This is a genomic window from Shewanella marina JCM 15074, assembly GCF_000614975.1.
Taxonomy (GTDB): Bacteria; Pseudomonadota; Gammaproteobacteria; order Enterobacterales; family Shewanellaceae; genus Shewanella; species Shewanella marina.
This window is the reverse complement of the sequence record NZ_BALM01000004.1, coordinates 16,857-43,393: the sequence shown is the minus strand read 5'-3', so window position 1 is coordinate 43,393 and position 26,537 is coordinate 16,857. Positions and strand designations below refer to the sequence as shown.

Annotated in this window: 24 protein-coding genes and 2 pseudogenes; 7 read left to right on the top strand and 19 right to left on the bottom strand. The window is 39.5% G+C overall.

Translation table 11 applies throughout. The features are described from left to right. Positions 1-37: 37 nt before the first annotated feature. The 8 genes and pseudogenes from JCM15074_RS04605 to speE form a co-directional block, all read right to left on the bottom strand. Positions 38-931, bottom strand: coding sequence for a putative ATP-dependent zinc protease (locus JCM15074_RS04605; protein WP_025820155.1), 894 nt, complete (start codon positions 929-931; stop codon positions 38-40). A 23-nt stretch (positions 932-954) separates the two neighbouring features. Continuing rightward, positions 955-1,530 (bottom strand): YceI family protein, encoded by a 576-nt coding sequence (locus tag JCM15074_RS04600; protein ID WP_025820154.1) that lies wholly within the window; start codon positions 1,528-1,530, stop codon positions 955-957. A 47-nt stretch (positions 1,531-1,577) separates the two neighbouring features. Then, the gene (locus JCM15074_RS04595) at positions 1,578-2,033 is read right to left on the bottom strand and encodes a YaiI/YqxD family protein (protein ID WP_025820153.1); all 456 of its coding nucleotides are present in this window, start codon (positions 2,031-2,033) and stop codon (positions 1,578-1,580) included. A gap of 9 nt (positions 2,034-2,042) precedes the next feature. Next, a pseudogene (gene pdxH, locus JCM15074_RS20915) lies at positions 2,043-2,683 on the bottom strand (pyridoxamine 5'-phosphate oxidase). Between the two features lie 103 nt (positions 2,684-2,786). Next, on the bottom strand, positions 2,787-3,716 hold the full coding sequence (gene speB, locus JCM15074_RS04585; protein WP_025820152.1) for an agmatinase: 930 nt from the start codon (positions 3,714-3,716) through the stop codon (positions 2,787-2,789). Between the two features lie 27 nt (positions 3,717-3,743). Beyond that, positions 3,744-4,673 (bottom strand): adenosylmethionine decarboxylase, encoded by a 930-nt coding sequence (locus JCM15074_RS04580; RefSeq protein WP_025820151.1) that lies wholly within the window; start codon positions 4,671-4,673, stop codon positions 3,744-3,746. Positions 4,674-4,724: 51 nt separating this feature from the next. Continuing rightward, a pseudogene (speA, locus tag JCM15074_RS20910) lies at positions 4,725-6,637 on the bottom strand (biosynthetic arginine decarboxylase). 23 nt (positions 6,638-6,660) lie between these two features. Then, complete coding sequence (gene speE / locus JCM15074_RS04570; RefSeq protein WP_025820150.1) at positions 6,661-7,536, bottom strand: polyamine aminopropyltransferase; 876 nt, start codon at positions 7,534-7,536, stop codon at positions 6,661-6,663. Between the two features lie 777 nt (positions 7,537-8,313). Between speE and JCM15074_RS04565 the strand changes: the two genes are divergently transcribed. The 4 genes from JCM15074_RS04565 to JCM15074_RS04550 all read left to right on the top strand — a co-directional run bounded on the left by JCM15074_RS04565 (position 8,314) and on the right by JCM15074_RS04550 (position 11,692). After that, the gene (locus JCM15074_RS04565; protein ID WP_025820149.1) at positions 8,314-9,147 is read left to right on the top strand and encodes a CvfB family protein; all 834 of its coding nucleotides are present in this window, start codon (positions 8,314-8,316) and stop codon (positions 9,145-9,147) included. A 109-nt stretch (positions 9,148-9,256) separates the two neighbouring features. After that, the gene (locus JCM15074_RS04560; protein ID WP_025820148.1) at positions 9,257-9,889 is read left to right on the top strand and encodes a YceH family protein; all 633 of its coding nucleotides are present in this window, start codon (positions 9,257-9,259) and stop codon (positions 9,887-9,889) included. 67 nt (positions 9,890-9,956) lie between these two features. Continuing rightward, positions 9,957-10,790: an ABC transporter permease subunit gene (locus JCM15074_RS04555; protein ID WP_025820147.1), complete on the top strand. Its 834-nt coding sequence runs from the start codon at positions 9,957-9,959 to the stop codon at positions 10,788-10,790. Next, positions 10,787-11,692 carry an ABC transporter ATP-binding protein gene (locus tag JCM15074_RS04550; RefSeq protein WP_025820146.1) on the top strand — a complete coding sequence of 302 codons (906 nt, stop codon included), beginning with the start codon at positions 10,787-10,789 and terminating at the stop codon, positions 11,690-11,692. The genes JCM15074_RS04555 and JCM15074_RS04550 overlap by 4 nt, the downstream gene beginning before the upstream one ends. A gap of 142 nt (positions 11,693-11,834) precedes the next feature. Here JCM15074_RS04550 and JCM15074_RS04545 read toward each other — a convergent pair whose 3' ends face one another. From JCM15074_RS04545 to JCM15074_RS04530, 4 genes are all read right to left on the bottom strand, one after another. Beyond that, positions 11,835-12,044: a cold-shock protein gene (locus tag JCM15074_RS04545; RefSeq protein ID WP_025820145.1), complete on the bottom strand. Its 210-nt coding sequence runs from the start codon at positions 12,042-12,044 to the stop codon at positions 11,835-11,837. Between the two features lie 310 nt (positions 12,045-12,354). Next, the gene (rlmA, locus tag JCM15074_RS04540) at positions 12,355-13,170 is read right to left on the bottom strand and encodes a 23S rRNA (guanine(745)-N(1))-methyltransferase (RefSeq protein ID WP_025820143.1); all 816 of its coding nucleotides are present in this window, start codon (positions 13,168-13,170) and stop codon (positions 12,355-12,357) included. 87 nt (positions 13,171-13,257) lie between these two features. After that, positions 13,258-14,322 (bottom strand): HoxN/HupN/NixA family nickel/cobalt transporter, encoded by a 1,065-nt coding sequence (locus JCM15074_RS04535; RefSeq protein ID WP_051536815.1) that lies wholly within the window; start codon positions 14,320-14,322, stop codon positions 13,258-13,260. 192 nt (positions 14,323-14,514) lie between these two features. Further along, the gene (locus JCM15074_RS04530; protein WP_025820139.1) at positions 14,515-15,426 is read right to left on the bottom strand and encodes a LysR substrate-binding domain-containing protein; all 912 of its coding nucleotides are present in this window, start codon (positions 15,424-15,426) and stop codon (positions 14,515-14,517) included. 137 nt (positions 15,427-15,563) lie between these two features. On the opposite strand from JCM15074_RS04530, the gene JCM15074_RS04525 reads away from it, so the two are divergent. Then, positions 15,564-16,730, top strand: a complete 1,167-nt coding sequence (locus JCM15074_RS04525; protein ID WP_025820138.1) for a DSD1 family PLP-dependent enzyme — start codon at positions 15,564-15,566, stop codon at positions 16,728-16,730. Position 16,731: 1 nt separating this feature from the next. Next, on the top strand, positions 16,732-17,649 hold the full coding sequence (locus JCM15074_RS04520) for an ornithine cyclodeaminase family protein (protein ID WP_025820137.1): 918 nt from the start codon (positions 16,732-16,734) through the stop codon (positions 17,647-17,649). A 118-nt stretch (positions 17,650-17,767) separates the two neighbouring features. Here JCM15074_RS04520 and JCM15074_RS04515 read toward each other — a convergent pair whose 3' ends face one another. Then, positions 17,768-18,298, bottom strand: coding sequence for a beta/gamma crystallin-related protein (locus tag JCM15074_RS04515; RefSeq protein ID WP_025820136.1), 531 nt, complete (start codon positions 18,296-18,298; stop codon positions 17,768-17,770). Positions 18,299-18,675: 377 nt separating this feature from the next. Between JCM15074_RS04515 and ppnP the strand changes: the two genes are divergently transcribed. After that, complete coding sequence (gene ppnP, locus JCM15074_RS04510; protein WP_025820135.1) at positions 18,676-18,957, top strand: pyrimidine/purine nucleoside phosphorylase; 282 nt, start codon at positions 18,676-18,678, stop codon at positions 18,955-18,957. 68 nt (positions 18,958-19,025) lie between these two features. Here ppnP and hypB read toward each other — a convergent pair whose 3' ends face one another. The 6 genes from hypB to JCM15074_RS04475 all read right to left on the bottom strand — a co-directional run bounded on the left by hypB (position 19,026) and on the right by JCM15074_RS04475 (position 26,350). Further along, a complete protein-coding gene (gene hypB / locus JCM15074_RS20905) occupies positions 19,026-19,988 on the bottom strand; it encodes a hydrogenase nickel incorporation protein HypB (protein WP_025820134.1) in 963 nt (320 codons plus the stop codon). Further along, positions 19,988-20,329, bottom strand: a complete 342-nt coding sequence (gene hypA, locus JCM15074_RS04500; protein WP_025820133.1) for a hydrogenase maturation nickel metallochaperone HypA — start codon at positions 20,327-20,329, stop codon at positions 19,988-19,990. The genes hypB and hypA overlap by 1 nt, the downstream gene beginning before the upstream one ends. A gap of 47 nt (positions 20,330-20,376) precedes the next feature. Then, on the bottom strand, positions 20,377-21,207 hold the full coding sequence (fdhD, locus tag JCM15074_RS04495) for a formate dehydrogenase accessory sulfurtransferase FdhD (RefSeq protein WP_148300728.1): 831 nt from the start codon (positions 21,205-21,207) through the stop codon (positions 20,377-20,379). Between the two features lie 22 nt (positions 21,208-21,229). Then, positions 21,230-23,299, bottom strand: coding sequence for a sigma 54-interacting transcriptional regulator (locus JCM15074_RS04490; RefSeq protein ID WP_025820131.1), 2,070 nt, complete (start codon positions 23,297-23,299; stop codon positions 21,230-21,232). A 305-nt stretch (positions 23,300-23,604) separates the two neighbouring features. After that, complete coding sequence (fdhF, locus tag JCM15074_RS04485) at positions 23,605-25,749, bottom strand: formate dehydrogenase subunit alpha (RefSeq protein WP_084266954.1); 2,145 nt, start codon at positions 25,747-25,749, stop codon at positions 23,605-23,607. A 52-nt stretch (positions 25,750-25,801) separates the two neighbouring features. Then, a complete protein-coding gene (locus tag JCM15074_RS04475; protein WP_025820128.1) occupies positions 25,802-26,350 on the bottom strand; it encodes a 4Fe-4S dicluster domain-containing protein in 549 nt (182 codons plus the stop codon). Positions 26,351-26,537 lie beyond the last annotated feature (187 nt).

Here is a 26,537-nt window from a genome sequence, read left to right as displayed (position 1 = left end):
CAATAAAGAGCCTTAACGGCTCTTTATTATTTATTGCTTAACTTTTTGATGAGTATTTCTTACTGACATCGACAATATAATGCCCTTGTAACCAATTACGGCCAATGAGCAATTTATAGGTCATATGACGGCGATCTTTTAGGTTAACCTTAACCTTATACTCTTTACCTTTCTCGCCTAACTTCAACTGCACCATATAGCGTACTTCGCTACCTTGGGCATTGCGAATAAGTGATGTTTCAATAATACGCGTGGTAATGCGCTTTTGTTGGCCTTTTTCATTTTCAGTAGTAAAACTAATCCACTTACCAATGTTCTTGACCATCTTATCTTTAACGCCATCATGTACTTCTAAATCAAAAGCATTTAATGACGTTTCAACGGCGCCTGTATCAATTCGAGCCTTATAAGCAAAACCCGCTTTTTCAATATTGATTTTAGCAATAGGGCCAATAATATTCTTATCCGATACATCAACTAAATAATGACCTTTTTTAAGCCAATTGCGACCAATCAACAATTTATAATCCATATGTGAACGATCACGTAAATTAACCTTGATGTTCTCCATATGGCCTGCAAAACCGATGCCTAGCTCAACCATATAGCGCGTTTCAGTACCCTGCGAATTACTTACTGTGGAAGTATGAATAATTTTAGCGCTCAATCTTTGCTTCTGGCCGCGTTCATTTTCAGTGGTAAAATGCACAATTTTGCCGATATTGGCTTTCATATTGTCAGGATCACCATTTTCGACCTTAATATCAAAAGCGTTAATCGAGCTATTTGATGCCCCTGTATCAATACGCGCATGAAAATCTAATCGTGCCTCAGCCACTTTAAGTTCAGCGGTCTGTCCTATCAATGGATTATCTAACGCCCAAGTCGATGAAGAAATTAGCAACAACATCAAGCCAATTATTCTGTACATATTTTACCCTGTTAAATGTTAACTTATATTACTGGCGTTAATGTCAGCACAAAAGTGACTGGCACCGCCGTAGAAATAGAGCTTAACTTTGCTAACGCTCTTAACTTATTTATCCCTGCTACTAAATCAAATTGCTGTGCCTGAATAATCACGGCTTGTCGACTATTTATCTGCCAACCACCATCAACTAACGGAGTGATCAAAATAGGAAACGACAAAGTTTGTGTCATACCATGCAAACTCACTTCAGCATCAACATCCGTTTTAAACGGCAATTTATTAGTTGCTTGCACTAATGCTTTAGATAAATCGGCCACAACTGAGATTTGTGGATATTTAGCTGTATCAAACAGAAACTGCTGCATCCGCTCATCTCGAATTTGAATACCAGTATTGACACTGCTAACAGGCACATTCACCGTTAACATATTATCAGCAGTGAGTTGTCCTTGCAGTCGTTCAAAACGGCTAACTTCTGCAATATTTTCTTTCTTAATCGTGACAAAACTCAACTGAGACAAATCATTATCTAGCTGATATTGCATCGCACATGCGCTATATGACACCAATAAACTGACAAATAAAACCAACCATTTCATAGCAAAGCCCTCATTGACTAATTGCCATGAAGTATAGTCAGCCTTATCTATGCTTGCTTACATAACCATTTATCAAGTTGTGCAGCAAATGCATGCTTATCTGCTGCACTAAAAGTATTTGGACCACCAGTCTGAATACCAGCGCTACGTAATTCTTCCATAAAGTTACGCATAGTAAGTCGCTGTTTGATACTGTCCGGCGTGTAAAGTTCACCGCGAGGGTTTATTGCAAGCCCTTTGTTCTCAATCACTTGCGCTGCAAGTGGGATATCAGCCGTAACGACTAAATCACCCTCGACTACATTATCAGCAATATAATTATCTGCCACATCAAAACCTGCGCCAACACGCACTGTTTTAATCACGCTAGAAGGTGGTACTTTAATAAATTGATTTGCCACTAAAATAAGTGGGATCATTTTGCGCTCAGCAGCGCGAAACAGTGTTTCTTTAATGGTGTTTGGGCAAGCATCTGCATCAACCCAGATTGTATTTTTAGTCATAATTACTACTTATGGCGCTAATCGGTCAATAATCCATTGATTATCGATATTTTTTTGATAAATAAAGCGGTCATGTAATCGATGTTCGCCGCCTTGCCAAAACTCTATAGTTTGCGGTTCTACCCGATAACCGCCCCAAAACTTGGGCAAAGGCACTTCGCCATCAGCAAACTTTTGCTTCATTTCACCAAATTTAGTCAGTAAAGCCTGTCTTGCTGAAATGGTACTCGATTGCTTGGATACCCAAGCAGCAATTTGGCTTTCTTTCGGACGAGTTAAAAAATAACGCATCACATCAATATGAGATAGTTGGGTCGCAGTGCCGTTAATGGATACTTGTCGTTCCATCATATGCCAAGGAAAATGGAGATTAATCTTGTTATTTTTTGCAAGATGTTGCGCTTTACGACTTTCTAAATTGGTAAAAAAGACAAAACCACGATGATCAAACTGTTTTAATAACACAATTCGCTGGTAAGGTTGACCCGTTTCATCAACGGTAGCAATACACATGGCACTAGGTCCATTAGTTCAGCAGCGCAGGCCTGCTGCATCCATAATTCAAAGAGTTGCATCGGATCGTCAGGTAAATCTTTACGTCGTAAACCACTTTGAAGATATTCACGTCTTATATTGCCTAAATCTGCCACGTTCTCTCCTTGTCCTAATTGAGTCTTCTTAATTTTAACAAAAAAATAGCGACAAAAAAGGCCAACATAATGTTGACCTTCTTTAATAATAATCGAAGTAAAATTACTTGATTAAATCTTTACCAACAGCCCATACGTGTAGCATCTCTAGACCTAGAGTTGCAGCAGCAAGTGCTGTTACTTCTGAATTATCATAAGCAGGCGCAACTTCAACTACGTCCATACCCACAATATTCATGCCTTTAAGACCACGAATAATCTTAAGTGCTTTATCACTTGTCACACCGCCGATTACAGGTGTACCTGTACCTGGTGCGAATGCTGGATCTAAACAGTCAATATCGAAAGTCACATAAAGTGGTAAATCACCAACACGTGCTTTGATTTGAGCAACAATTTGATCAACAGTCATGTCATTTGCAGCAGCTGCATCGATCACTTCAAATAAGTGAGTTGAACGATCGTAATCAGTACGGATACCAAGCTGTAATGAATGAGCAGGATCGATGATACCCTCAACTGGCGCATGGTAGAACATAGTGCCGTGATCGTACTTGCTACCTTGGCTATAAGTGTCGGTATGCGCATCAAAATGCAGTAATGCCATTTTGCCGTGCTTCTTATAATGAGCACGTAAAAGCGGCAGAGTAACGAAATGATCGCCACCAAAGCTTAATAGTGTTTTACCAGACTCAACAACTTTAGTTGCAAAATCTTCAACACGTTGAGTAAAGTCAGCACTGTCACCACAGTTGTATACTAGGTCACCAGCATCAACTACTTTAATGTGTTCATTTAGGCTGAAATCCCAAGGCCAACGCACTTCTTCCCAAGCAAGGTTTACTGATGCATTACGGATTGCACCAGGGCCCATACGGCCACCGCTGCGACCAGTCGTTGCCATATCGAATGGTAAACCAATAACAACCACATCTGCATCGCCGTCTAAAGGACGAAAATCAAGTGGCTGGCGCAAATAACCAAACGCATTAGAATATAATGAATAATCTGGTTTTTCTGCAATTGTAGTCATATAAAACTCCGAACAAATCTTAATCTATCAAATTGACTCTGGGATCAGCACTTCGTGACACATCTGCTGATAGTGACTGAAGTCTAAACTATAGCCCTGTTTTGTCTCTAATGCGCAACTACCTAAACATAAATGTTCAGGATAGCCTTGGGTACTCCTTGGCGAATTAAACCCAATTACATCCCATGAGCCCGGATTTAAAATAGCTAATAACCGAGCGATAATATCGACCGGATAATGAGCTAGGTCCAGATTGGTTTCAAAACTCACATAGGAGCTGGCTTCCTGCGGCGTAATATGAATTGTCATATATTTATCGCCATTAATGCCATTTATCGAATAACCAAAGGGTTCGAACAAGAAGTCATCAAACCTAAAGTTTGGTAACATCTCATCCAGTTCCAAGATACGGCGAACCCCTTCAGCCGATTGATTACTACTGCGTAAATAGTCAGCAGCCTCACCTTGAATATGGTACATCAACAATTCACTAGTATGGTCACCTTGAATTGTTGTGTGTGGCTTATCAGTCATAAAGATATAATGATGATGAGAATCTAAATGACCAATTCTAAAAGCCGGACCAGAGATGCGTTCTCTGATCACATGTAAATCTTGTTCAAATGAACTTGTCTGTAGATGCGATTGGTATTCATTCTTACGTTGATATGATGCGAAAGCGATCAGATCTGCGCCTATTTTATCAATAAATAACATCACCGCGTCAGCGAGCGTAGTTGTACCACAAGTCAGCATCAAAAAGCGATCTTTCCAAACAAATAAACTCGATTCGCTTAATAGATAGGCATCACACTCATCATTACTAATTGATGACAGAATTTCGGCATTAGCAGAAGCAACAATACTCTGCCAAAAATCAATGCCTAATTCACGTAAAGAACCGACTTGAGGTGCAACTATCACCTCAATTTTCTTTTCAGAACCTTCAAAAAACATCAGCTTTAATTACCTAGCAGGCGCAATGCACCTGCTTTATTTAATTAATAATTACGAAAAATCTTCTAAGTATGTGTAACCTTTCAAGCCTAATTGCAGCTCTTCAAGGATCTGCGCACGCTCTTGCTCAACAATGTGCTTATTCACTAACTCTTCGTAAGTACGCATAAAGGCAACAGCATCTAGATTCACATAACGTAATACGTCAGCAACGGTATCACCAGAAAGCACTGATTCAATATTAGCAATACCCTGCTCTTCAATACGCACGACAGCAGAGTTGGTATCACCAAATAGATTGTGTAAGTCACCTAAAATTTCTTGGTAAGCGCCCACCATAAAGAAGCCCATTAAATACGGACTTTCGGCGCTCCAAGCTGGAACTGGTAGTGTTGTTTCAATACCTTGACCATCAACATATTGATCAATCATACCATCTGAGTCACAGGTAATATCAAGCATCACTGCACGGCGCTCAGGCTTAGTATCTAAACCAGAAAGCGGCATCACAGGGAATACTTGATCAATACCCCAAGCATCTGGCATAGACTGGAACAACGAGAAGTTAACAAAGAATTTATCTGCTAACTTACCATTTAACTCATCAATAATTGGACGATGGTAACGGTTGTTGTTACTTAACAAACCTTGTAGTTCATGGCACACACGTAAGTTAGCTTGCTCAGCCCATGCACGCTCTTCTAGACTCAATTGACCTAATGCAAATAGCGTTTGCGCTTCAGCAATATCATTTTGAGTATCGTGATAAATTTCAATTAACGCACGCTGACCCACTCGGCTACTTAAATCTAACCATGATTGCCACATATTATGTAATAACTGTGGTGCTGAATCAGTCGGCGCACAAATCTCTTCAGCACTATAGCTTCAGTGCCAATTACATCGGTAATTAATACCGCATGATGTGCAGTTAAATGACGACCAGACTCAGAAATAATACGAGGCATTGGTAGCTGGTATTCATTACAAACATCGGTTAGCACATTGACAATATTGTTAGCATACTCAGTTAGACCGTAGTTCATTGAGTTATTACTTTGGCTACGTGTACCATCATAATCCACCGCAAGACCACCACCCACATCAAAAGTATCAATGTGTGCACCAAGCTTGCGTAATTCACAATAGAAACGAGCAGCTTCACCTACACCTTGGCGAATATCACGAATATTGGCCATTTGCGAACCTAAGTGGAAATGCAACAACTGCAATGTCTCAAGCATATCGCAATCTTTTAACTGCTTAATTACACTTAAAATTTGTGATGCAGATAAGCCGAACTTAGACTTCTCGCCGCCACTTGCTTGCCATTTGCCTTTACCTTGAGAGGCCAAACGAGCACGAATACCCATACGCGGCGTTACGCCAAGCTCTTTAGCCTGTTCTAGCACTAACTTAAGCTCAGACATCTTCTCGAGTACGATATAAACCTTATGGCCGAGTTTCTCACCGATTAACGCAAGACGAACATATTCTTTATCTTTATAACCATTACAGACAATGACAGAGCTGGCCTTTTGCGCCATTGCTAACACAGCCATAAGCTCAGGCTTACTGCCTGCTTCTAAGCCTAGCTGCGGAACCGCTTTCTCTTTTTGACTCGCTAAGATCTCTTCAACAACCGCTTGCTGCTGATTCACTTTAATTGGGTATACCAATAAGTAATCGTTTTGATACTCATACTTAGTAATTGCTTGGTTAAATGCCTGACATAGACTATTAACACGGTGATGCAAAATCTGTGGAAAACGTACTAATACAGGTAATGAAACGCCTGCTTTAACCATATCTTTAGCAAGTTCATTTAACCCTACTTGATATTCAGGATGCTGTGGATTAGGTGAAACTGTAACTTCACCAGTATCACTTATGCCATAAAAACCTTGGCTCCAGTAGTTGACATTGTAGCCTTCGCGCGCATCATCAATTGACCAGTTATTCATTATTTTCGTGCCTATTTTAAGGTTTATTCAGTGATAGACATTGCGCTTTGCAATGCCTGCTCCACAAATGCAGGTAATGCGAAACTTGCTTGATGCACTGCCGGAGTGTAATAGCGAGTTTCAATATCAGCTTGCTCAAAACGAGCAGTCAACGTTGCTAAATCAAGTTGGCGCGCCTGTACGTTATCGGTCGCCCACGCAAACGCCATACTGCCACCAATGTAAGTTGGCACCGCTGCCATATAAAAAGTACATTCTTTAACGTACTGGTTCATGCGTCTAACTGTATTTTGTAGTTCTTCAGGCTGCATAAATGCCACACCATTTTGAGCAACAAAAATACCCTCTTCAGTTAAACAGCGTTTACAATTTTGATAGAATTCAGAACTAAACAACACCTCGCCCGGCCCCACAGGATCGGTACAATCAGAGATGATGACATCAAACTTCTCGGTACAGTTTTTGACAAACTCTAAACCATCAGCAATCACTAGATTCACTCTCGGATCATCAAAAGCCCCCTGAGAGTGTTGCGGAAAATAAGTTTTGCACATATCAACCACGGCCGCATCAATCTCAACCATAGTAATATTGGTTAAATTTTTATGTTTGACGACCTGACGTAACATACCACCGTCACCACCACCAATAATTAACACTTTTTGAGCTTGACCATGCGCTAACAAAGGTACGTGCGTTAACATTTCATGGTATACAAATTCGTCATTTTCAGTCGTTTGAATGGCGCCATTTAATGCCATAACCCGGCCAAATCTGGGGTTTTCAAAAATACTCAAATGCCATTGACTCGTTTTTTGTTCAAACAATACTTGACCTATTTCAAAGTATTGCCCATAGGCATTATGCAGTGTTTCGTAATAAATATTTTTGCCTTGCATGTAAGCTTCCCAGAAAATATGGAATTGATATAAAGCGCCAATTGCCTTACTTAATATAAGGTGTGCTAGCTAACCAAAATATAAGGTTAAAGCTGCTTTCAAAAAGGTATACTGGCCTGTTTAAGACAATAAATTGAATGTCTTAGCCTATGAGTATATTCGGCAACAATAAGTTGCGAATGAGGTGAACATGCCAATGAACATGACATTGATGTAGCGTTATTTTGCATAAAAAAATCCTCAATACCCCGTGTAAATAAACCCTTATTTACACGGCAAATAACTCGTGAGCCATAACAACCTTAACTGTCTTGTTAATATGTGAATTTATCAATTTTTTGCTTTTATAAGCGGCGCAATTAAACCCTGCAATTTGAGCAATTGCAAGTCTGTTTATATGATTAATTGCGATAATATAAAATAATCAACAAAATGCACTTTTTGTCAGCAAAAAAACGGCTTAATTAAACACAAACAAACCATATAAATTACATATTATCAACCTTTAATGTAATCAGGTCAGATCAACCTAATTAGCGCCTCGCATGGTGCAATACCACGAGTCTAAAGCAACCTGAAGTTACAGAATTAAGTAGGAAACCTAATGGGCTTAAAGCAAGCCCACTTCGTTATACCCCCTTTAAAAGGAAATACTATTCCAGCATAGATGCACCTTTAAATAAACAAGCTTAAGTGCTTCTGAAAATAGCAACTTCGACTCATTTGGGTATATAATTAGCAATAAAGCGACATCCCATATAATTTAGGTATTTCTTCATGATCCAAATCGGTACAACTCATCAGCTTGAAATCGTTAAGCAAGTAAACTTTGGTGTGTATTTAAATGCGCACGAATTAGGCCAAGTTTTATTACCCAATAAAGTAACGCCTAAAGATTGCCAAATTGGCGATATGGTTGAAGTGTTTTTATATCTAGACTCTGAAGATATGGTGATTGCCACCACTAAGAAGCCTTATGTAGAAGTCGGTCAATTTGCTTATCTAAAAGCAGTTGCTGTTGGCCCATACGGCGCATTTTTAGATTGGGGCTTAGATAAAGATCTATTTTTACCCTTTGGCGAACAGCACAAGCCTATTGAAGAAGGCCGTAGTTACCTTGTTTACGTGCATATTAATCATGCAGATGATCGCATCCTAGCTTCTTCAAAAATTGAAAAATTTCTCGATAACACACCGGCTAACTACCAAGATGGTCAAGCTGTTAATCTTATTATTGGTGGTACCACTGACCTTGGTTACAAAGCCATTATCAATAATGAGCACTGGGGCGTAATCTACAACAATGAAGTATTCCAAAAATTACGTTTTGGTCAAAGTCTAAAAGGCTTTATTAAGCAAGTTCGCCAAGACGGTAAAATTGACTTAGTACTGCAACAAGGCAGTAAGCAAGAACTGGATAAGTACGCCAGTATCATTCTGGCTCAGTTAACTAAAAACAACGGTTTTTTAGCGCTAAATGATAAAACTTCACCAGATGAAATCTACTCACAATTAGGTATGAGTAAAAAAGCCTTCAAAAAAGCGATCGGTGGCTTGTACAAAAATAATCTGATCCGCATTGAAGATCACGGTTTAACGTTAATTCAATAATTTAACGCTAAACTTAGCTGGTCGAATTCACCAAGCTTTGCTATTAATATAGCTGTGGCAGAAATTACCCTCTGCCACAGCACAATTAGACGTAGTAATAGGTGAAGTTATGGAACTAACGAGTATTGAAACACGTGTCATTGGTTGCCTCCTCGAAAAAGAAGTCACCACCCCAGAACAATATCCCCTTTCGTTAAATGCACTCACCCTGGCCTGTAATCAGAAAAGCAGTCGTTGTCCTGTAATGGAACTTACAGAAACTGATGTACAGCAAGCTGTAGACTCATTAACTCAAAAGCGCTTAATTAGCGAACAAACAGGCTTTGGTAGTCGTGTCGCTAAGTATAAACATCGTTTCTGCAATACTGAATTCAGTGATTTACAGTTTAACCAAGCCCAATTAGCCATTGTCTGTTTATTGATGTTACGTGGTCCGCAAACCGCAGGTGAACTTCGCACCCGTAGTAATCGTCTACATGATTTTAAAAATATTGTCGAAGTCGAACAACAACTCACACAAATGGCACAAGCCGATCCTGCACAAGTTAAATTACTTGCAAAAGAACCCGGTAAGCGTGAAGCAAAATATTGCCAGCTCTTTTCAGAACAAAGTGAACAGCTACTTGCAGATGAATCGACCTATGTCAGCCCATCAAAAACTGCCCTTGAACAGCGCGTTACCACATTAGAGCAGCAAGTTGCCGAGCTTCAATCGCATATTAATGAATTATTAGCACGTTAAGCATCTCGTGTTTTACCAGCCTTTTCTGTTAAGCTGACGACATAATAACTTAATGAAAAGGTTGGTTTTGAATACACTAACACCTCACTCATCGCCACATAAATTGTGGATCTTAATTCAATTTGAACTCAGCAAGTTCTTTTCCACCTCAAAAGGCTTGTGGTCAATCATCTTATTTGTCGTATTGTGGGGGCTTTCACTTAGCTATCTGATTAACGATGCAGCCACAACCGTCTACGATCCCTCTTTCAGAGCTTTTATTAGTGGGTTATTGGGTGGACATAGAGTCGGAGGTTGGTTTGCATGGCCTCTTGCGCAGCTTGCAGTTTGTTGGCTTATTGTACTTTATCTTTTCCCTATGTTGGTGATTTTTACCAGCAACGATATGTTCACTACAGATAAGCACAATAAAACCTTACGATTTTTACTTATACGTGCCAGCCGTGAACAAATCTTCTTTAGCCGCATATTGAGCCATTTAATCATTATTTTTATTTTTGCATTAGTTGCTGTAGTGAGCTGTTTGGTCGTCACCATCATTAATCAGCCTGATCAATGGTTAACGGCACTGACCAATAGTGGCTATATTCTTACCAATGTCATCATTATTAGTGCGCCATTTACGGCCTTAATGGCACTGGTATCATTAGCGGCTAATAGCGCTAAACAGGCGGGTATTATTGCCATGCTACTGTTAACACTCGCTAATTTACTAGTCATTATGCTCACCAACTATATCCCTAGTTTAGCCGTATTAAGTTATGTTATTCCGGGTGTGCAGTTATCCGATATGATTGCCCAGCATGGCGCAGCCACTTTTAGCTTAAGTGCTATTCCTATCATTCAAACCCTAGTGTTATTGGCCTTAGGTAATTACTGGTTAAAGCGGAGTCAGCTATGAGTCTTATTTCATGTAAACAACTCAGCAAACAGTATGCAGGCAAAACAGTATTAAATAATATTGATATTGAATTGGTTAAGGGTAAACCAATTGCTTTAGTAGGCCCGAATGGTGCGGGTAAAACCACATTTTTAAGCATACTTTCAGGTTTTATCAGTCCATCAAGTGGCAGCATTAGCATTAATGGCCAAGAGCCTAATCATCCACAAAATATAGGGAAAATAAGTACCCTGCCACAAGATGCTTTGCTTGACCCACATTTGAGTATCACCAAACAATTAACCTTTTTCGCTCGATTACAAGGTTTCTCTGCTATCCAAGCAAAAGATGAAACCAAACGAGTGCTTGAGTTAGTGGGCTTAACAGACTCTGCTCAACAAAAGCCCACCAGCCTCAGTCATGGTATGGCAAAACGAGTATCGATTGCGCAAGCGTTAATAGGTCAGCCTGAATTAGTCTTATTAGATGAACCGACGGCAGGATTGGATCCGATCCATGCGAAACAAGTTCGCCAGATAGTCGATCAATTATCAACAACCACAACCTTTATTATCAGTTCACACAATCTAGAAGAGCTAGAGCAGATGTGTGATCAAGTACTTTATTTAGAGCAAGGTAAACTCACTCGCCATCTATCGTTAAATGCACAACAAGAAACAGCGCAATTAACCTTAACCATGAGTGATTGTGAGATACCAACCTTAATCAATGAGCTTGAACAGTTAGAATATGTTGTTGAGATCAAGCAAAAGAATAAGCAGACATTAATTATTGAGCATCGTCTTAATAGTGATAGTCCATTGCAACTTGAACATACTGTACTTGAGCTATGTAGCCGATACTCATGGCAATATAAAGCGATTTATAATGGTATCAAACTAGAAGATAGTTTATTTAGTTAAACAGGGATTTTCATGACAAGAAAGCTGGAGGACTCCAGCTTTTTTTATGTCTTTAAATTAAATATTCGCTAATTTCAGGCAATAAAAAACCGTGGATAAACCACGGTTTTTAAGAATTCTTTTAACTAATTTAAATTAGTTATTAAGCAACGATTGTTACGTTCTCAGCTTGAGGACCTTTCTGACCTTGAGTCACAGTGAAAGATACTTTCTGACCTTCGTCAAGAGTTTTGAAACCGTCAGAGTTGATAGCACGGAAGTGAACGAATACGTCTGGACCAGACTCTTGCTCGATAAAACCGAAACCTTTGTCAGAGTTGAACCACTTAACAACACCAGTAACTTGAGACATGATATAAATCCTGTGTAACTATAAATTAAAAGCCTTAACGGCGATGGAGCTGAATTGCCGGTATTACTTTTGTTAACAGGACGAACTGGTTCGTAACGTACAAAAAAATAAGCCCAACCTTCAAGCTAATATGACTATAAATCATTCTCATCATAAGTCAACAGAGTTAACTCGCACTTTCTTACTTTTTTACTTAAAATTCTGCATCTTGCTCACAAATACAAATTATGTGTGCTACATCAAATTTTAAGTATTTTATCTCTCTAAATTAGCGAACAAACAGTAAGTATCACCAACATATAGTTAACAATTAGCTTAATAACTGGTGTATTTCTATCTGAAAATCCAGTTCACAGCTCAATCCATTCTGCATAAGTTGCTGTTTTTGGTCAGATGTTAATTTCCATGCGTAAGGTGTCATTTCTAAAAAATGACCAATCATTGCTGCATCTGTCATCTCAAGCTGCCAACTTAATTGCTGTTGTTCAACTAACTTAAACCCATCGAGTTCAGCTTCTGATACAGGATGTAAACGAGGCTGTTCATAGATAAGTTCTTTAATCGCATAATGATGTTTAGGGGCGGGTGAAACCGTAATCAAATAGCCCTCTTTTTTTAGCACGCGTTTAATCTCATCAAGTTTAGATGGTGCATAAATACGTAGCATCAAATCAATACTGTGATCTTCAAATGGCATATCATAAGCACTTGCAACACAAAACTGCAGTTGCTTATACTTTTTAGCGGCATATTTAATGGCAGACTTAGAAATATCAAGTCCAACTAGCTGTGCTTCAACTTGTTGGTTCAGTGCTTCAAATAAACGATTACTGTAATAACCTTCACCACAGCCAATATCCAGTATTTGGCAATTCTGCTTAATAAGCCCACAAGCAATTTGATTCACCTTTTCGCTTAAAGGCTGATAAAAACCCGCCTCTAGAAATTGACGGCGTGCCAACATCATTTGCTGATTATCACCAGGATCTTTTGAGTTCTTGTTTTGCACCGGCAATAAGTTAACGTAACCTTCTTTGGCACAATCAAAACAATGGTTATTAGAACAACGCCAAGTTTTGTCAGTAAGCTGCAAAAGTTGACGACAAAGTGGGCAAATATAAGCCATACAATACTCATTTATCTATAAATCTTTATTGGCGCAGACCTTACCTTAACTCAGTTAAATATGCATCCAATAATTGCTGTAAATTCACTAACCGATGGCGTTATTGGCCAGCTTGTCATAGCCACGTAATTTGTAATTAATAATGGAAAATGCCCAGCATAAAATAAATATCGCAATCACAATAAACCCGACATCACTCCATTTATCACTGATCATATTAATCAGATCCCACATCCCACCACTATGATGAAATGCTGAAGATAATGCACTGAGCGATTCTAAACCACCAATCATCAATGCAATAACTACCGAAATACCTGTAATCGTCATATTGTAGTATAGCTTTCTCGCCGGATGAGAGAATGCCCAGCCATAGGCGCCAACCATCACATAGTTATTTAACGTATCTACCAATGACATTGCCGCGGTAAATAGCGCAGGAAACAGCATAATCAACCAAATATTCATCCCATGAGAGGCGTTAGATCCAGCCATTGCCAATAGCCCAATTTCAGTTGCAGTATCAAATCCAAGCCCAAATAAAAACCCGATAAAATACATATGCCAGCTTTTATTGATTAACTTAAAAGCGAAATTAAATAGCTTAAACAAAGGCCCACTCACCACCACATGCTGATCAATCTCAGTGGCCGGTATCTGTTCTCCACGTTTAACGCGGTTAAAGGTTTTATAGACAGAAATAAAAATAGTTAAATTGATATATGCCATCACCAGCAAGAAGATGATCGATACACTCGTACCAATAACACCGCCGATATTTGATAATTCAGGCAGATGAGACTTAAACATTCCAACAGTCACTGCAATGGCAACTGTAGCTAAAATCACTACGGTCGAATGACCTAACGAAAAGAAGGTGCCAATAGCTAATGGTTTTTTACCCTGCTGCATCATTTTACGAGTGGTACTATCAATGGCTGCAATATGATCGGCATCGACAGCATGACGTAACCCAAATGACCAAGCGAGAAAAGACATAGCCAACATCGCGGGATGCCCACTAAAAGCGATAAAGGTGAGTGACCATACCAGCAAGTTTACCAAAGCAAGCCCAGCAATTAACCATAATGCTCGTCGTTTCAAACCAATATCAATGTTGGGTAAAATGGCTAAAGTCGATAGATTTCTCATGAAAACAAACTGAATTAATGACAGAGGCCGATAAGATAGCCATTATTTAGCATAATCACAATTAGCATTAATTAAATCTTCTGTTTCAATAACTCAGCCATATATTATCTAACAAAATTAGCCCGATATATCTATCTAACCATATCAATTTGGCTGCAATTAGCGGCGAAAACCTACATTTATCTAGTTTAATTAAGATGACCAAGGCTCAGGTGATAAATGCTGTTTTAGCAAATCAATAAAGCCTGATATTCTGGCACTGCGAGCCTGAATTGGGCTACTTAATAATGCCACAATATTAGCATTGGGTAGATGATACTCTGGCAGGAGACGCACTAATTGACCGCTATTAATCAGGGGTTGAACATCCCATTCAGAGCGCATAATAATGCCCATACCTGCTAATGCCCAATCCTTAATCACCCGACCTTCATTACTTGCCAAGCTAGGGGAAATTCTAACCTCATGTTGTTGACCATCGTTAGCCGCTATAAATGACCACAAAGTCACATCTTCATTATTCTCACGCAGGGCAATACATTGATGCTGGCTTAATTGCGCCGGCGTTTGTGGGGTGCCCATTCGCGCTAAATACTCAGGTGAGGCGCAAATAAAACGCTGATTAGCCGCTAACGTGACCATTTTTAATGATGAATCATTCAGCGCACCAATATAAATAATAATGTCCCATTTATGATGGCTCGACCAATTAGGATTATCAGACAATTCAAGCTCAATATCTAATTGCGGATGACATAGCTTATATTGTGCCAATAGCGGCGCAATATAGTCATTACCAAACCCCAGAGGCGCCAATACCCTTAATTTACCGCAAACAGATGATTTACGAGCGTCAATCAACTCTTGTAGTTCATCTAATCGCTGTAAGATTTCAATGCCTTTATCTAACAATAACTGCCCTTCTTCAGTCAGGCTAACGATCCTTGATGGCCGCTGAATTAAGCTCATCGATAGCTTTTTTTCTATATGTTGCAACCTTAATGTGACTGAGGGCGGCGTGATATTAAGCGTTCTAGCGGCATCAGCAAGGGTTCTATGACTCGCAATCACCACCATAAAACGTAAATCTTCAGTACTAATCATTAAGTTCAAACCTAATCTATATCTTGATAATAGTTAATATAAAAGAAAACTAACTTGTTAGATACTAACCACAATCATAGAAATATGAGCAGCTTCAAACTGTTTAATTAAATATTCACTTTCGATGGATTTACTCAATGACCATGCCTATTAGCCAACGCCCTGCCCTGTTAACTCACTATCAAACTATTGATACGCCATTTCTATATGTTAACAAGCCCGTATTCATCAATAATTTGCAGCAACTCCGTTCAAAGATTGAAGGACTAGGGGCTAATTTGCGGCCCCATTTTAAAACAGTAAGAGCACTCGAAGCCGCAGAGTACTTACTGCCAACTAAAGATGCGCCCGTTACCGTATCTACCGTAAAAGAAGCAGAAGCATTAGCAAGTAAGGGTTATACCGACATTATCTACGCTGTCGGTATTGCCGATACCAAATTACCCAGAATCGCCCAATTACAAGCACAAGGTATTCACGCCCGAGTTATCTTAGATAGCCTTGAGCAAGCCAAGCAATTAAATCATTTCTGCGAAGCGCACCAGTGCAGTATTGCGGCACTGATTGAAATTGACTGTGACGGTCACCGTGGTGGCATTCCACCTGAAGATCCAAAATTAATCGAAATTGCACAATTACTTGAAACAGGTGCCGCAGATTTTCAAGGCGTATTAACTCACGCAGGTGAGTCTTATCAATGTTTTGAGCAACAAGCACTGATTGCAGCCGCGGAAAACGAAGTGGCAGCAGCAGCACTCGCCGCCGAACGTATTCGCCAAGCTGGAATCGCGTGTCCTATCGTCAGTATCGGCTCAACGCCAACCGCGCAAAGCTATCAACATCTTGATGGCATAACCGAAGTTCGCGCTGGTGTGTATACCTTCTTTGACTTGGTCATGGCGGGCTTAAATGTGTGTCAACTAAGTGATATTGCTGCCAGTGTCGTGACCAGTGTTATTGGTCATAACCATGACAAAAACTGGATATTTGTCGATGCAGGTTGGATGGCGCTTTCAGCTGACAGAGGTACCGCTGAACAACCTAAAGACTGCGGCTACGGTTTAGTCTGTGACACTAACGGCCAAGTATTAACGGGACTACAAGTTATTACGGTTAATCAAGAGCACGGAATTATTCAAGCGACCGATGGCAACCAGATTGATCTCAGTTTATTCCCCGTGGGCAGTCGCTTACATATTCTGCCAAATCATGCCTGCGCAACGGCATCAATGCATGCTCAATATCATGTATTTGATCTGAACAACAATGACTACCAAATCTGGAATCGCATACAAGGCTGGTAATATGATTTATCTATCTGAAGCACAAACATCAAAACTCATTTCGCATGAATTAGCTTATACCGCAGTAGAACAGGCATTTGTTGCAGCAATTGGCGATCAAGCTCAATTATTTCCAGTCGTCAACGCCGCTGGGCCACAAACAGACGCCATGTTTTCATTAAAATCAGCTTGCACGCCTAACTTAGTGGGATGGAAAACAGGAAGTTACTGGCCAGAAAACCAAAATAAAGGGCTCCCTTGCCATGGCACAACGGTATTTTTATTAAATCCTGCCACAGGTGAGCTTGAAGCAGCAATCGCCGCCACGAAAGTCAATGCTTACCGCACCGCAGCAGCAGATGCGGTTGCAGTTAATCATCTAGCAAAAGAAGATGCGAGTGTACTCACCATTTTTGGTAGCGGCCACCAAGCTGAATATGAAGTGCTAGCAATCAGTAAAATCCGCCAGTTAACACAGGTTTATGTGGTTGGCCGTAATCCTGAGAATGCGGCTAAGTTTGTTGATAAAATTGCAGCTTATGGCATTAATTGTGAAGAAGCAGAAGCACAATATGCTTGTGAACAAGCAGATATGATTGTGACTGCGACCACGGCGCAGACCCCATTATTCAAAGCAGAATGGGTTAAAGCCGGCACTCATATTTCAGCGATGGGCGCGGATAAAGTGGGTAAACAAGAGCTACCAATTGCACTATATCAACACGCTAAACTTTTTTGTGATTTTAAATCGCAATCAAAAGTGATTGGTGAATTCCAACATTGCACGCACGATCAAATCACTGAGATTGGCCATATTATTAATCACCGCCAATTAGGTCGCCAAACAGATGCTGAAATCACCGTCTTTGATAGCTCAGGAATTGCCATTCAAGATCTATTTGTTGCAGCCAATATTTTAGCACTGGCAAAAACTGAATAAGCTTATTGCCTACAAAACTACCCTTCTGATGCTAACGATAACGTGTTAATGATCGTTAACACGTTATTGATTCACTTGGCGATATCAATACTAAGCCAAAAACATCAATACAAAGCAGTTAATGTCGACTTAACACCTTGATTGAACTGATGCTGTTGTCAAATCCAGTTGCGTTTGCATAACCCCCCGTTCGAGTATAATAATCACCCGAAAAATGTTTACCGTCATAAAAACGAACAGTCCATCCCATCGGAATTGAAAAAGAAGACATTTGATTATTAAAATTGTATTGAGATAAATCGGCAATATCGCTATTAATTCGTACCGTTTGGCCCGTCTGATTAAGATCCGCATAAATAACGACCCCTTCAGTATTATGACTTGGATATCCTCGACCCAGTGATGACACAATACAACTCGCCTTATTCGCTCGACAAAAAATACTATTATCACCTTGAGTTAGCTGACATCGCTTAGACACTTTATAACGCGCAATATCCTCGCTCAGCCCCACATCAACAAAGGTTTCACTGAATGGTCTAATCGTGCATACATATACAGGAATCTCATTTGATTGATTAAAATATGAATTAGCATTAGCAACAGCCGAAAAACAAAACAATACGACTAAGATTAGCGATTTAAACATAATAAATTTCTACTAAAAAGGTGGGGGAAATAAACTGATAATACAAATTACAACATTAATCACACTACTAATTAACAAGTAACAATAAAAATAATTAACACAAAGAGAGATATTGTATCTTTTATCATTCACTAGATAAAACTAAATATTCTTAAATACACGAAGTTAAAACCCAGCACCATATGTTGAATATTATAATTAATGTGAACTATATTATTTGATATTTGTTATTAGCATTAATTGCAATATCTATCCTAAATCTAAATAACTTGCCGCAATAAGGTTTATCGCTATGATACTGCCATTAAGTTTATTCTTATTAACGTGCTCATCGGTTTAATCGCTGAACATATATACTAATTAAAAAAGGAATCATCATGCTAACAGTAAACGAATATTTTGAAGGTCAAGTTAAGTCTATCTCTTTCGCTGGTACTGACAAGCCCGCATCAGTAGGCGTAATGGAAGCAGGTGATTATGAATTTGGTACAGCTGCACCAGAAGTGATGCAAGTGATCTCTGGCGCACTTACAGTAATGCTACCAGGCGAGAGTGAATGGCAGACTTTTAATGCTGGCGAGCAGTTCTCAGTTATCGGTGATGCTAAATTTCAAGTCAAAGTAGCGACTCAAACCGCTTATCTTTGTATCTACGGTTAATAGTTTATAAACCATCATTACAAAAATGAAACCCGCTAGCGCACTAGCAGGTTTCGTTTTATTCACTTTTATACTTTAATCGATAATTGCTGCAGATGTTCAGTTAACCAATTTAACCATGCATCCATACCTGCCCCAGTTTTTGCAGATAACTTAATCACTTTGATTGTAGGATTAACTTTTTTTGCATTAATAATGCAATCGTCAATATTAATATCGACATAAGGAAGTAAATCGATCTTATTGATGATCATTAACTCGGCTGCAGCAAACATATTAGGATATTTAAGCGGTTTATCCTCCCCTTCTGTCACTGACAATATAGCCACTTTTGCAGCCTCGCCTAAATCAAAACTGGCAGGGCAAACTAAGTTACCAACATTTTCAATAAACAAAAATCCTGCATCATTAAGCCCAAGTTGATGATAAGCATCATGGATCATTTGCGCGTCAAGATGACAACCTTTACCTGTATTCACTTGTATTGCCGGTACTGTAGTTGCACGAATACGATCGGCATCATTACTGGTTTGTTGATCCCCCTCAATAACGGCACAAGCATAATCATCTTTTAAACGCATTAAGGTTTCAGTGAGTAACGTGGTTTTACCAGAGCCAGGGCTTGAAACTAAATTCAATACCAACTGTTGATTTTCAATAAAATGTTCGCGGTTATGGGCTGCAAGGTGATTATTATTACCTAAAATATCCATCTCTAAAGTTAATAATTGACGTTGAGATACGCCACTCACATGTACTTGTGCTTCACCTTTACCATAGTGTAAATCACCACCAGTTAGCTGTTCAGGTTGATGTTCATTATGGTGGGGTGGAATATCAGCCATCGCAGGTTGCATGCCCGCAGGTAAGGTATAATGAACATGATGATGCACATCGCCTTGATGATGATAATGATGATGGATTACCACCGTTTGTGGCGTTTCAGTAGTAGATGGTGCATCTGTCACATGATGATGCTCATGCGAATGCGCTTCTATTTGGCTCTCACCACAGCCACATACATTACACATTATTCAACCTCGATATGTTTAATCATTAATTCTTCGCCGGCTTCAACTTTAAGTTGATAACCTTGGCATATAGGGCAGCAAATTCCACGCTCAGCAATCAACACATATTGCTGACAATCTAAACACCAAACCTTTGCTGCAACCGCCTCAATTTCGAATATTGCTGCTTCAGCAATGGTGCCTCGACTAGCAAATTCAAAACCTGTTGCTAAGGCTTGATGCTCAATACAAGACAAAGTGCCAATTGCCAAAGTCACTTTAGTCACACGCTTAAAACCTTGTTTTTGAGCTTGTGCAACAACAGTATCAACCGTGTTTAAGCTCAATGATAATTCATGCATAATTGCCTTTCTCTATGGCGTCAATCATTGACACTACCGCGATATAATTAAATGGTGCCTATAATCCGCTGTGGGTGACTATAAGCATCAGCTCTACCCAATCGACAATGACCAACCAAGGTGACATTTAACTGCCGAGCCAAATCAATCGCCATCTGTGTAGCCGACGAAATAGCAAGCAACACTTCAATACCTGCAGCGGCTGCTTTTTGTACCATTTCAAAACTCGCTCGGCTGGTCACTAATACAACACCACCTGATAATTGCTGTTGATGAATATGGCCAACTAACTTATCTAGCGCAATATGACGACCAACATCTTCATAAATAGTCACAATATTGCCATCACTATCAATGTAAGCTGCGGCGTGTGCGGCACCTGTAAGTTGGTTTAATTGCTGTAGCTGTAATAACTGCGCCAAAATATGATCAAGTTGACCTAAATCAAACCTTACAGACGAACTTAATGGCGTTAACGGGTGGCGTACTGTTTCAAGTTTTTCTTCGCCGCAAATGCCGCAACCTGTCATCCCAGCTAAAGAACGACGTTTTTGCTGCAACCGGGCCAAACATCGATTTGCTACCGTGATATTAATATTGATGCCTTGGCAATTAGGCACAATAGCAATATCGTGAATTTCACGATGATGATTAATAATCCCCTCAGATAACGAAAAACCAACAGCAAATTGCTCTAAATCATGTGGAGTACACATCATCACGGTATAAGCGATATCATTATACGATACCGCTACAGGTGTCTCTTCAATAATAAAGTCCACCTCTTGACTATCATTTTTACCTTTTCGATAACGAACAATAGTCTGTTCATTGGCACTATCGAATATTGGCTCAAGTAACACCTCTAAAGCCCCCAAACTCTTTTCCTCATAATGATGTTCAACTCATTAGTCGATAATCTTGGCTATTAATACCAAGCTTTTGCATACGAGATAATAATGTTGTGCGTTTTAGCCCAAGTTGTTGCGCAGCACCATTGGGGCCTGCGATTACACCATGACAAATAGTTAACGCATCAATAATGGCTTGCTTCGCAATCACAGGTTTACTGCTATTGCTACTGGGTAATACAACGGAAGTCTCGCTAGGTAATAGGCTCGGTTCTACAGCAATAGATTTCTCAGAAAGGTGCAATTCTTCAACGGGTACGTTTAATATGTGACCACGGGTCAAAATAACTGATCGCTCAATAAAATTACGCAATTCACGTACATTTCCGGGCCAATTAAACTGTTGTAAACATTGCATGTCATCAGCGGCAATTGCGGTAATAGTTTTACCCATATTGTTCGCCAGCTCACGAGTAAAATGCTTGACCAACAATGGAATATCTTCGACTCGTTGACGTAATGGTGGGATCTCAATTGGGAAAACATTTAAGCGATAATAGAGATCATTGCGGAATTTCTTTTGCTCGACCATCTGCAGCAGATTAACATTGGTTGCAACCACAATACGTACATCAACACTAATACGCTGATTTTTTCCTACTCGCTCAATTTCATTTTCTTGCAACGCACGCAATAATTTGGGTTGAAGTTCAAGTGGCATATCGCCAATTTCATCTAAGAATAATGTGCCTTTATGCGCTTGCTCAAAACGGCCTACACGTTGGGTTGTCGCCCCAGTAAAAGCCCCCCGCTCATGGCCAAATAACTCACTTTCAAATAACCCAGCAGGAATAGCAGCACAATTCATTTTCACCATATCGGTTTTACTGCGACGGCTCATTTTATGAATTGCACGAGCAATCAACTCTTTACCTGTACCAGACTCCCCCAAAATCAATACTCGGCTATCACAACTGGCTACCATAGCAACTTGTTCAAGCACTTTATTCATCACTTCACTTTTGCTGATAATATCGTCAAAAATAGTGTATTCATCATCACTATCTTCAATATTAATAAATTTTGTTTTAGGGCGATTAGGTGCCATCGCTTGATGCGCTTTTATACTGTGCATCGCTAACGCGACACGCGATGAAATTTGTTTAAACAGCTCAATATCTTTAGCTTCAAAACATGTTTCAACCATTTTGGTATAACAGATATAGCCAATGGTCGAGCCCCTAAATATCATAGGGATAACACACGCGCTTTTTACGTTATCAGAAAAATATGGACTATTGTCACTGCACCGTAATAGATTGATATCCTTATCATTTAAAATTACAGCTTTATTATTTTTAACCGCAACTCGGATCTGACTATCATCACTAAACAAATGGTGTCTATATTCTATTTTGTCATCCAGCAAACAGCTTGAATATTGATTATAGTGACCATCATTTAATTGAATAATTGACAATTCAAGCATGCCAAATCGTTGATATAAATAATGTAATAAAGAACTACTTAATTCTTTTTTAGTCGTTTGATTAATCACCGTATTGGTCACATCAACTAAAAATTGATAATTCTTATGCTCATGGCTCAATTGCTTGGTTAATGTGGACGTCACTTGATGTTCAAGAATATGTTCGATGACAGCAGCAACCATATTATTGAACAACTTAAATTGTTTCTCGACATCATCATGATCGGGTAAACATAAATTAATGTATTCAATTGCACCTAATGATTGATTTGCAATCAATAGGGGGATCTTACTATAAGTGGCAATATTGCGATAAGCGGGATGTTTAGCCAGTTGTGGAAAGGTACGATAAAGCTCATCACCATCAAGATAGTGTGAATACTCGCAAGCAGCAATTTTATGCAGGGTCAAACTGTCTTGGGAATAATCATAACAACGGAATTGTTTATCTTGATCCTGATAATAAAGCGCAGGCTGTGAGTTACTGTCTTTTTTTAAAATAATATTAACACGATCTGCATTTATAAATAATAATCCTTCATTATTTAAAAAATCAATTACACCAGATATATCATTAACTGATAATAAGGCATTAAAGAACGTCATTAAATCACTTTCAAAATTTTCCATGCTTACCTTTATTTTGTTGCCAATCTAACTAAATAACAAACATTGATTCATGCATATTGAATACAAATAGCGACCAGTTTAATAACCATATATAAAAATTAACGAACTAAAGTAATATAAAATCAATCTCGTTTAAAAAACTGCCGACCCCACTCACTTTTATTATTAATAACAGATGATTATAAAATTGAATGGCAGTATAAGGCCCCAAGATAAATTTAATCAATAATTTACCTTAGGACCTTAAATTTAATTAATGTTCACCAATTATTAATTTAAAACAAAGTATTTCAAATTAATAATGATTAAGCATTAGCAACATGACTTTTCAAGCGCGCTTTTAAACTACTGTATTCAGTTTGTACATAATTCTCAGCCCAAGCTTGATCATCAATGTGTTCAACCTTAACAGCACAATATTTAAACTCAGGAGTACTTGAGATAGGATCAACATGTTCAATGGTTAATTCGTTACAAGCACCAATCCACCACTGGTATGTCATATAAACCACACCTTTATTAACTCGATCATTATAATTTGCGCGTGAAATAACTTTACCTCGGCGTGAAGAAACCCACACCAATTGCTGATCATCAATACCAAGCGCTTTAGCATCGTCGGGATGCATTTGCACATAGCCAGGTTCATCAGCCAACGTTTGTAATGCCGAACAGTTACCCGTCATTGAACGACAAGAATAATGCCCAACTTCACGTACCGTTGATAAAACTAAAGGATAGTCACTGTCAGGTTGCTCTAATGGCGGACGCCACTCAGCACCAATAAAGATACCTTTACCCGATGGTGTCGAGAACTTATTACCTTCAAACAGATATGAAGTGCCAGGATGATCTTCAGTTGGGCAAGGCCATTGCACCGACTTTAAATCAGCCATTTTTTCATAAGTCACGCCAGCATACAGTGGTGCTAATGCTCGTAGTTCATCCCAAATCTCTTCGGTATTACTGTACGACATAGGATAGCCCATACGTGTTGCCAATAAGCTGAAGATTTCCCAATCTGGCTTAACATCACCACTTGGATTAACCGCTTTATAAAAACGTTGGAAACCACGATCGGCACTACTATAAACACCTTCATGTTCGCCCCAGCTAGTTGCAGGGAAAATAACATCTGCAAATTCAGCGGTTTGGGTCATAAAGATATCTTGTACGATAACAAGTTCCATTTTACGCATGGTGGCACGCATTGCAGCAAGGTCAGCTTCAGTTTGCGCAGGATCTTCACCAAAGATATAGAAGGCTTTACAAATACCCTCATCAGCCTTATGACCGACTTCAGTTAAACGATAACCAGGGGTTCCTGATAATGTCACGCCCCAAGCTTTTTCAAACTTGTCACGAATAACATCGTCAGCCACACTTTGATAACCAGGGAACTGGTGCGGCAACATGCCCATATCACAAGTGCCTTGTACGTTATTTTGACCACGTACAGGACCACAACCAACACCTGGGCGACCAAAGTTACCTGTTAACAGTGCAAGTCCAGCCAAACCACGAACCACATCAACTGCTTGACCATACTGAGTCACACCCATGCCCCAAAGGATCATCGCTTCAGATGCCGCAGCATATGTGCGTGCAGCCAAACGAATATCAGCAGCTTTCAGGCCGGTCACCTGCTCAACTGACTCTGGCGTATAATGAGATGCAATCTCTCTAAAGGCATCAAAACCTTCAGTATTATTTTGGACAAACGCTTTATCGTATAGATCTTCTTCAATAATCACGTTCGCAATCGCGTTAACCAATGCCATATTCGAACCATTGTTTAATGGTAGCCATTGGTCTGCAATTCGAGCAGATTCAATCTTACGAGGATCACATACAATAATTTTCGCGCCATTAGCACGAGCTTTAAGAATGTGTCTTGCTACAACAGGATGAGAATCAGCCGCGTTGTAACCGAATATGAGTAAACATTTTGCTTGTTGAATTTCAGTAATTGCGTTACTCATTGCGCCGTTACCTACAGTTGTCTCCAGACCGGAGACTGATGGTGCATGTCACACCCTAGCACAATGGTCGACATTGTTGGTTCCGATCACCGCCCTTGCGAATTTTTGCATCACATAGTTGGCTTCATTACCCGGACCGCGGGCTGAACCTGTTGTCATAATTGCATCTGGACCATATTGCTTTTTAATTGCCATTAATTTATCGCTGGCAAATTGAATCGCTTCGTCCCAAGACACGGCTTCTAATGCTGATTCGCGCGTACGGCGGATCATCGGTTGCTTTAAGCGTGGTGTTAATAAGTTGGTATCGTTGAGAAAGTCCCAACCATAGTAGCCTTTTAAACAAAGTTGACCTTCATTGGTACGACCCATAGCAGGTTCAGCAGCAATGACTTTGTTATTTTCGACAACCAACTTTAGTTTGCACCCGGTACCGCAGTATGGGCAAACAACAATTGATTTTTTCATACTAACCTTTTGGCTGTAATTGTAATTTATTCAAAGCATATTGCTTATCACACTAGCGAAAACTCGCTACCGCAGCATTTAACGCAGCTGCTTCACGTTTTTGTTTGCTGGTTTCGCTCAACGTTTCAGGCTTAATAAGCTGAATTGCACTGGTAGGACAAACCTCTACACAGGCAGGACCCGCTTCACGATGAGCACACAAATCACATTTCAACGCTTGCGACTTCGGCGCCATGCGATTAAAGAGTGATCCGCCTTTAGACTCTTCAACCATAGTTGTGACAACATTCATTGCCCCATAAGGACAAGCTATCACACAGGTTTTACAACCAATACAACGTGATTGAATCACTTTTACATAGCCATCTTCTAAAACGATAGCGTTATTAGGACAAACTTGAGCACAGGGCGCATCATCACATTGACGACACATCACTGGCGTAGTTACGTGCACATTTTTTACCAAGGTTAAACGAGGCGCAAATGCTTCAGGGCTGACACCGTCTAACTTGCCATCTACTTGATGAGAAACAACACAAGCAATTTCACAGGTTCGACAGCCAATACACATATTTGGATCTGCAAAAACAAACCGATTCATGGTCTATACCTTGTTGATGTCGATACACAGTAACATCTGATGATGCCACGACACTTTTACTAGCATTTATTATGCCAGTAATTAAAAATCGAGATAATATCTCTCAACCATATGATATTTTAACAAAAAACTGAAAGTGTAACTTGAGTCACATTCTCATTTTTTACGTTTTTGATAGACAAAATAA

Coding starts and splice junctions, on each gene's coding strand:
- JCM15074_RS04605 (WP_025820155.1), bottom strand. CDS start 931: ATGTACAGAATAATTGGCTTGATGTTGTTGCTAATTTCTTCATCGACT.
- JCM15074_RS04600 (WP_025820154.1), bottom strand. CDS start 1,530: ATGAAATGGTTGGTTTTATTTGTCAGTTTATTGGTGTCATATAGCGCA.
- JCM15074_RS04595 (WP_025820153.1), bottom strand. CDS start 2,033: ATGACTAAAAATACAATCTGGGTTGATGCAGATGCTTGCCCAAACACC.
- speB (WP_025820152.1), bottom strand. CDS start 3,716: ATGACTACAATTGCAGAAAAACCAGATTATTCATTATATTCTAATGCG.
- JCM15074_RS04580 (WP_025820151.1), bottom strand. CDS start 4,673: ATGTTTTTTGAAGGTTCTGAAAAGAAAATTGAGGTGATAGTTGCACCT.
- speE (WP_025820150.1), bottom strand. CDS start 7,536: ATGCAAGGCAAAAATATTTATTACGAAACACTGCATAATGCCTATGGG.
- JCM15074_RS04565 (WP_025820149.1), top strand. CDS start 8,314: ATGATCCAAATCGGTACAACTCATCAGCTTGAAATCGTTAAGCAAGTA.
- JCM15074_RS04560 (WP_025820148.1), top strand. CDS start 9,257: ATGGAACTAACGAGTATTGAAACACGTGTCATTGGTTGCCTCCTCGAA.
- JCM15074_RS04550 (WP_025820146.1), top strand. CDS start 10,787: ATGAGTCTTATTTCATGTAAACAACTCAGCAAACAGTATGCAGGCAAA.
- JCM15074_RS04545 (WP_025820145.1), bottom strand. CDS start 12,044: ATGTCTCAAGTTACTGGTGTTGTTAAGTGGTTCAACTCTGACAAAGGT.
- rlmA (WP_025820143.1), bottom strand. CDS start 13,170: ATGGCTTATATTTGCCCACTTTGTCGTCAACTTTTGCAGCTTACTGAC.
- JCM15074_RS04535 (WP_051536815.1), bottom strand. CDS start 14,322: ATGAGAAATCTATCGACTTTAGCCATTTTACCCAACATTGATATTGGT.
- JCM15074_RS04530 (WP_025820139.1), bottom strand. CDS start 15,426: ATGATTAGTACTGAAGATTTACGTTTTATGGTGGTGATTGCGAGTCAT.
- JCM15074_RS04525 (WP_025820138.1), top strand. CDS start 15,564: ATGACCATGCCTATTAGCCAACGCCCTGCCCTGTTAACTCACTATCAA.
- JCM15074_RS04520 (WP_025820137.1), top strand. CDS start 16,732: ATGATTTATCTATCTGAAGCACAAACATCAAAACTCATTTCGCATGAA.
- JCM15074_RS04515 (WP_025820136.1), bottom strand. CDS start 18,298: ATGTTTAAATCGCTAATCTTAGTCGTATTGTTTTGTTTTTCGGCTGTT.
- ppnP (WP_025820135.1), top strand. CDS start 18,676: ATGCTAACAGTAAACGAATATTTTGAAGGTCAAGTTAAGTCTATCTCT.
- hypB (WP_025820134.1), bottom strand. CDS start 19,988: ATGTGTAATGTATGTGGCTGTGGTGAGAGCCAAATAGAAGCGCATTCG.
- hypA (WP_025820133.1), bottom strand. CDS start 20,329: ATGCATGAATTATCATTGAGCTTAAACACGGTTGATACTGTTGTTGCA.
- JCM15074_RS04490 (WP_025820131.1), bottom strand. CDS start 23,299: ATGGAAAATTTTGAAAGTGATTTAATGACGTTCTTTAATGCCTTATTA.
- JCM15074_RS04475 (WP_025820128.1), bottom strand. CDS start 26,350: ATGAATCGGTTTGTTTTTGCAGATCCAAATATGTGTATTGGCTGTCGA.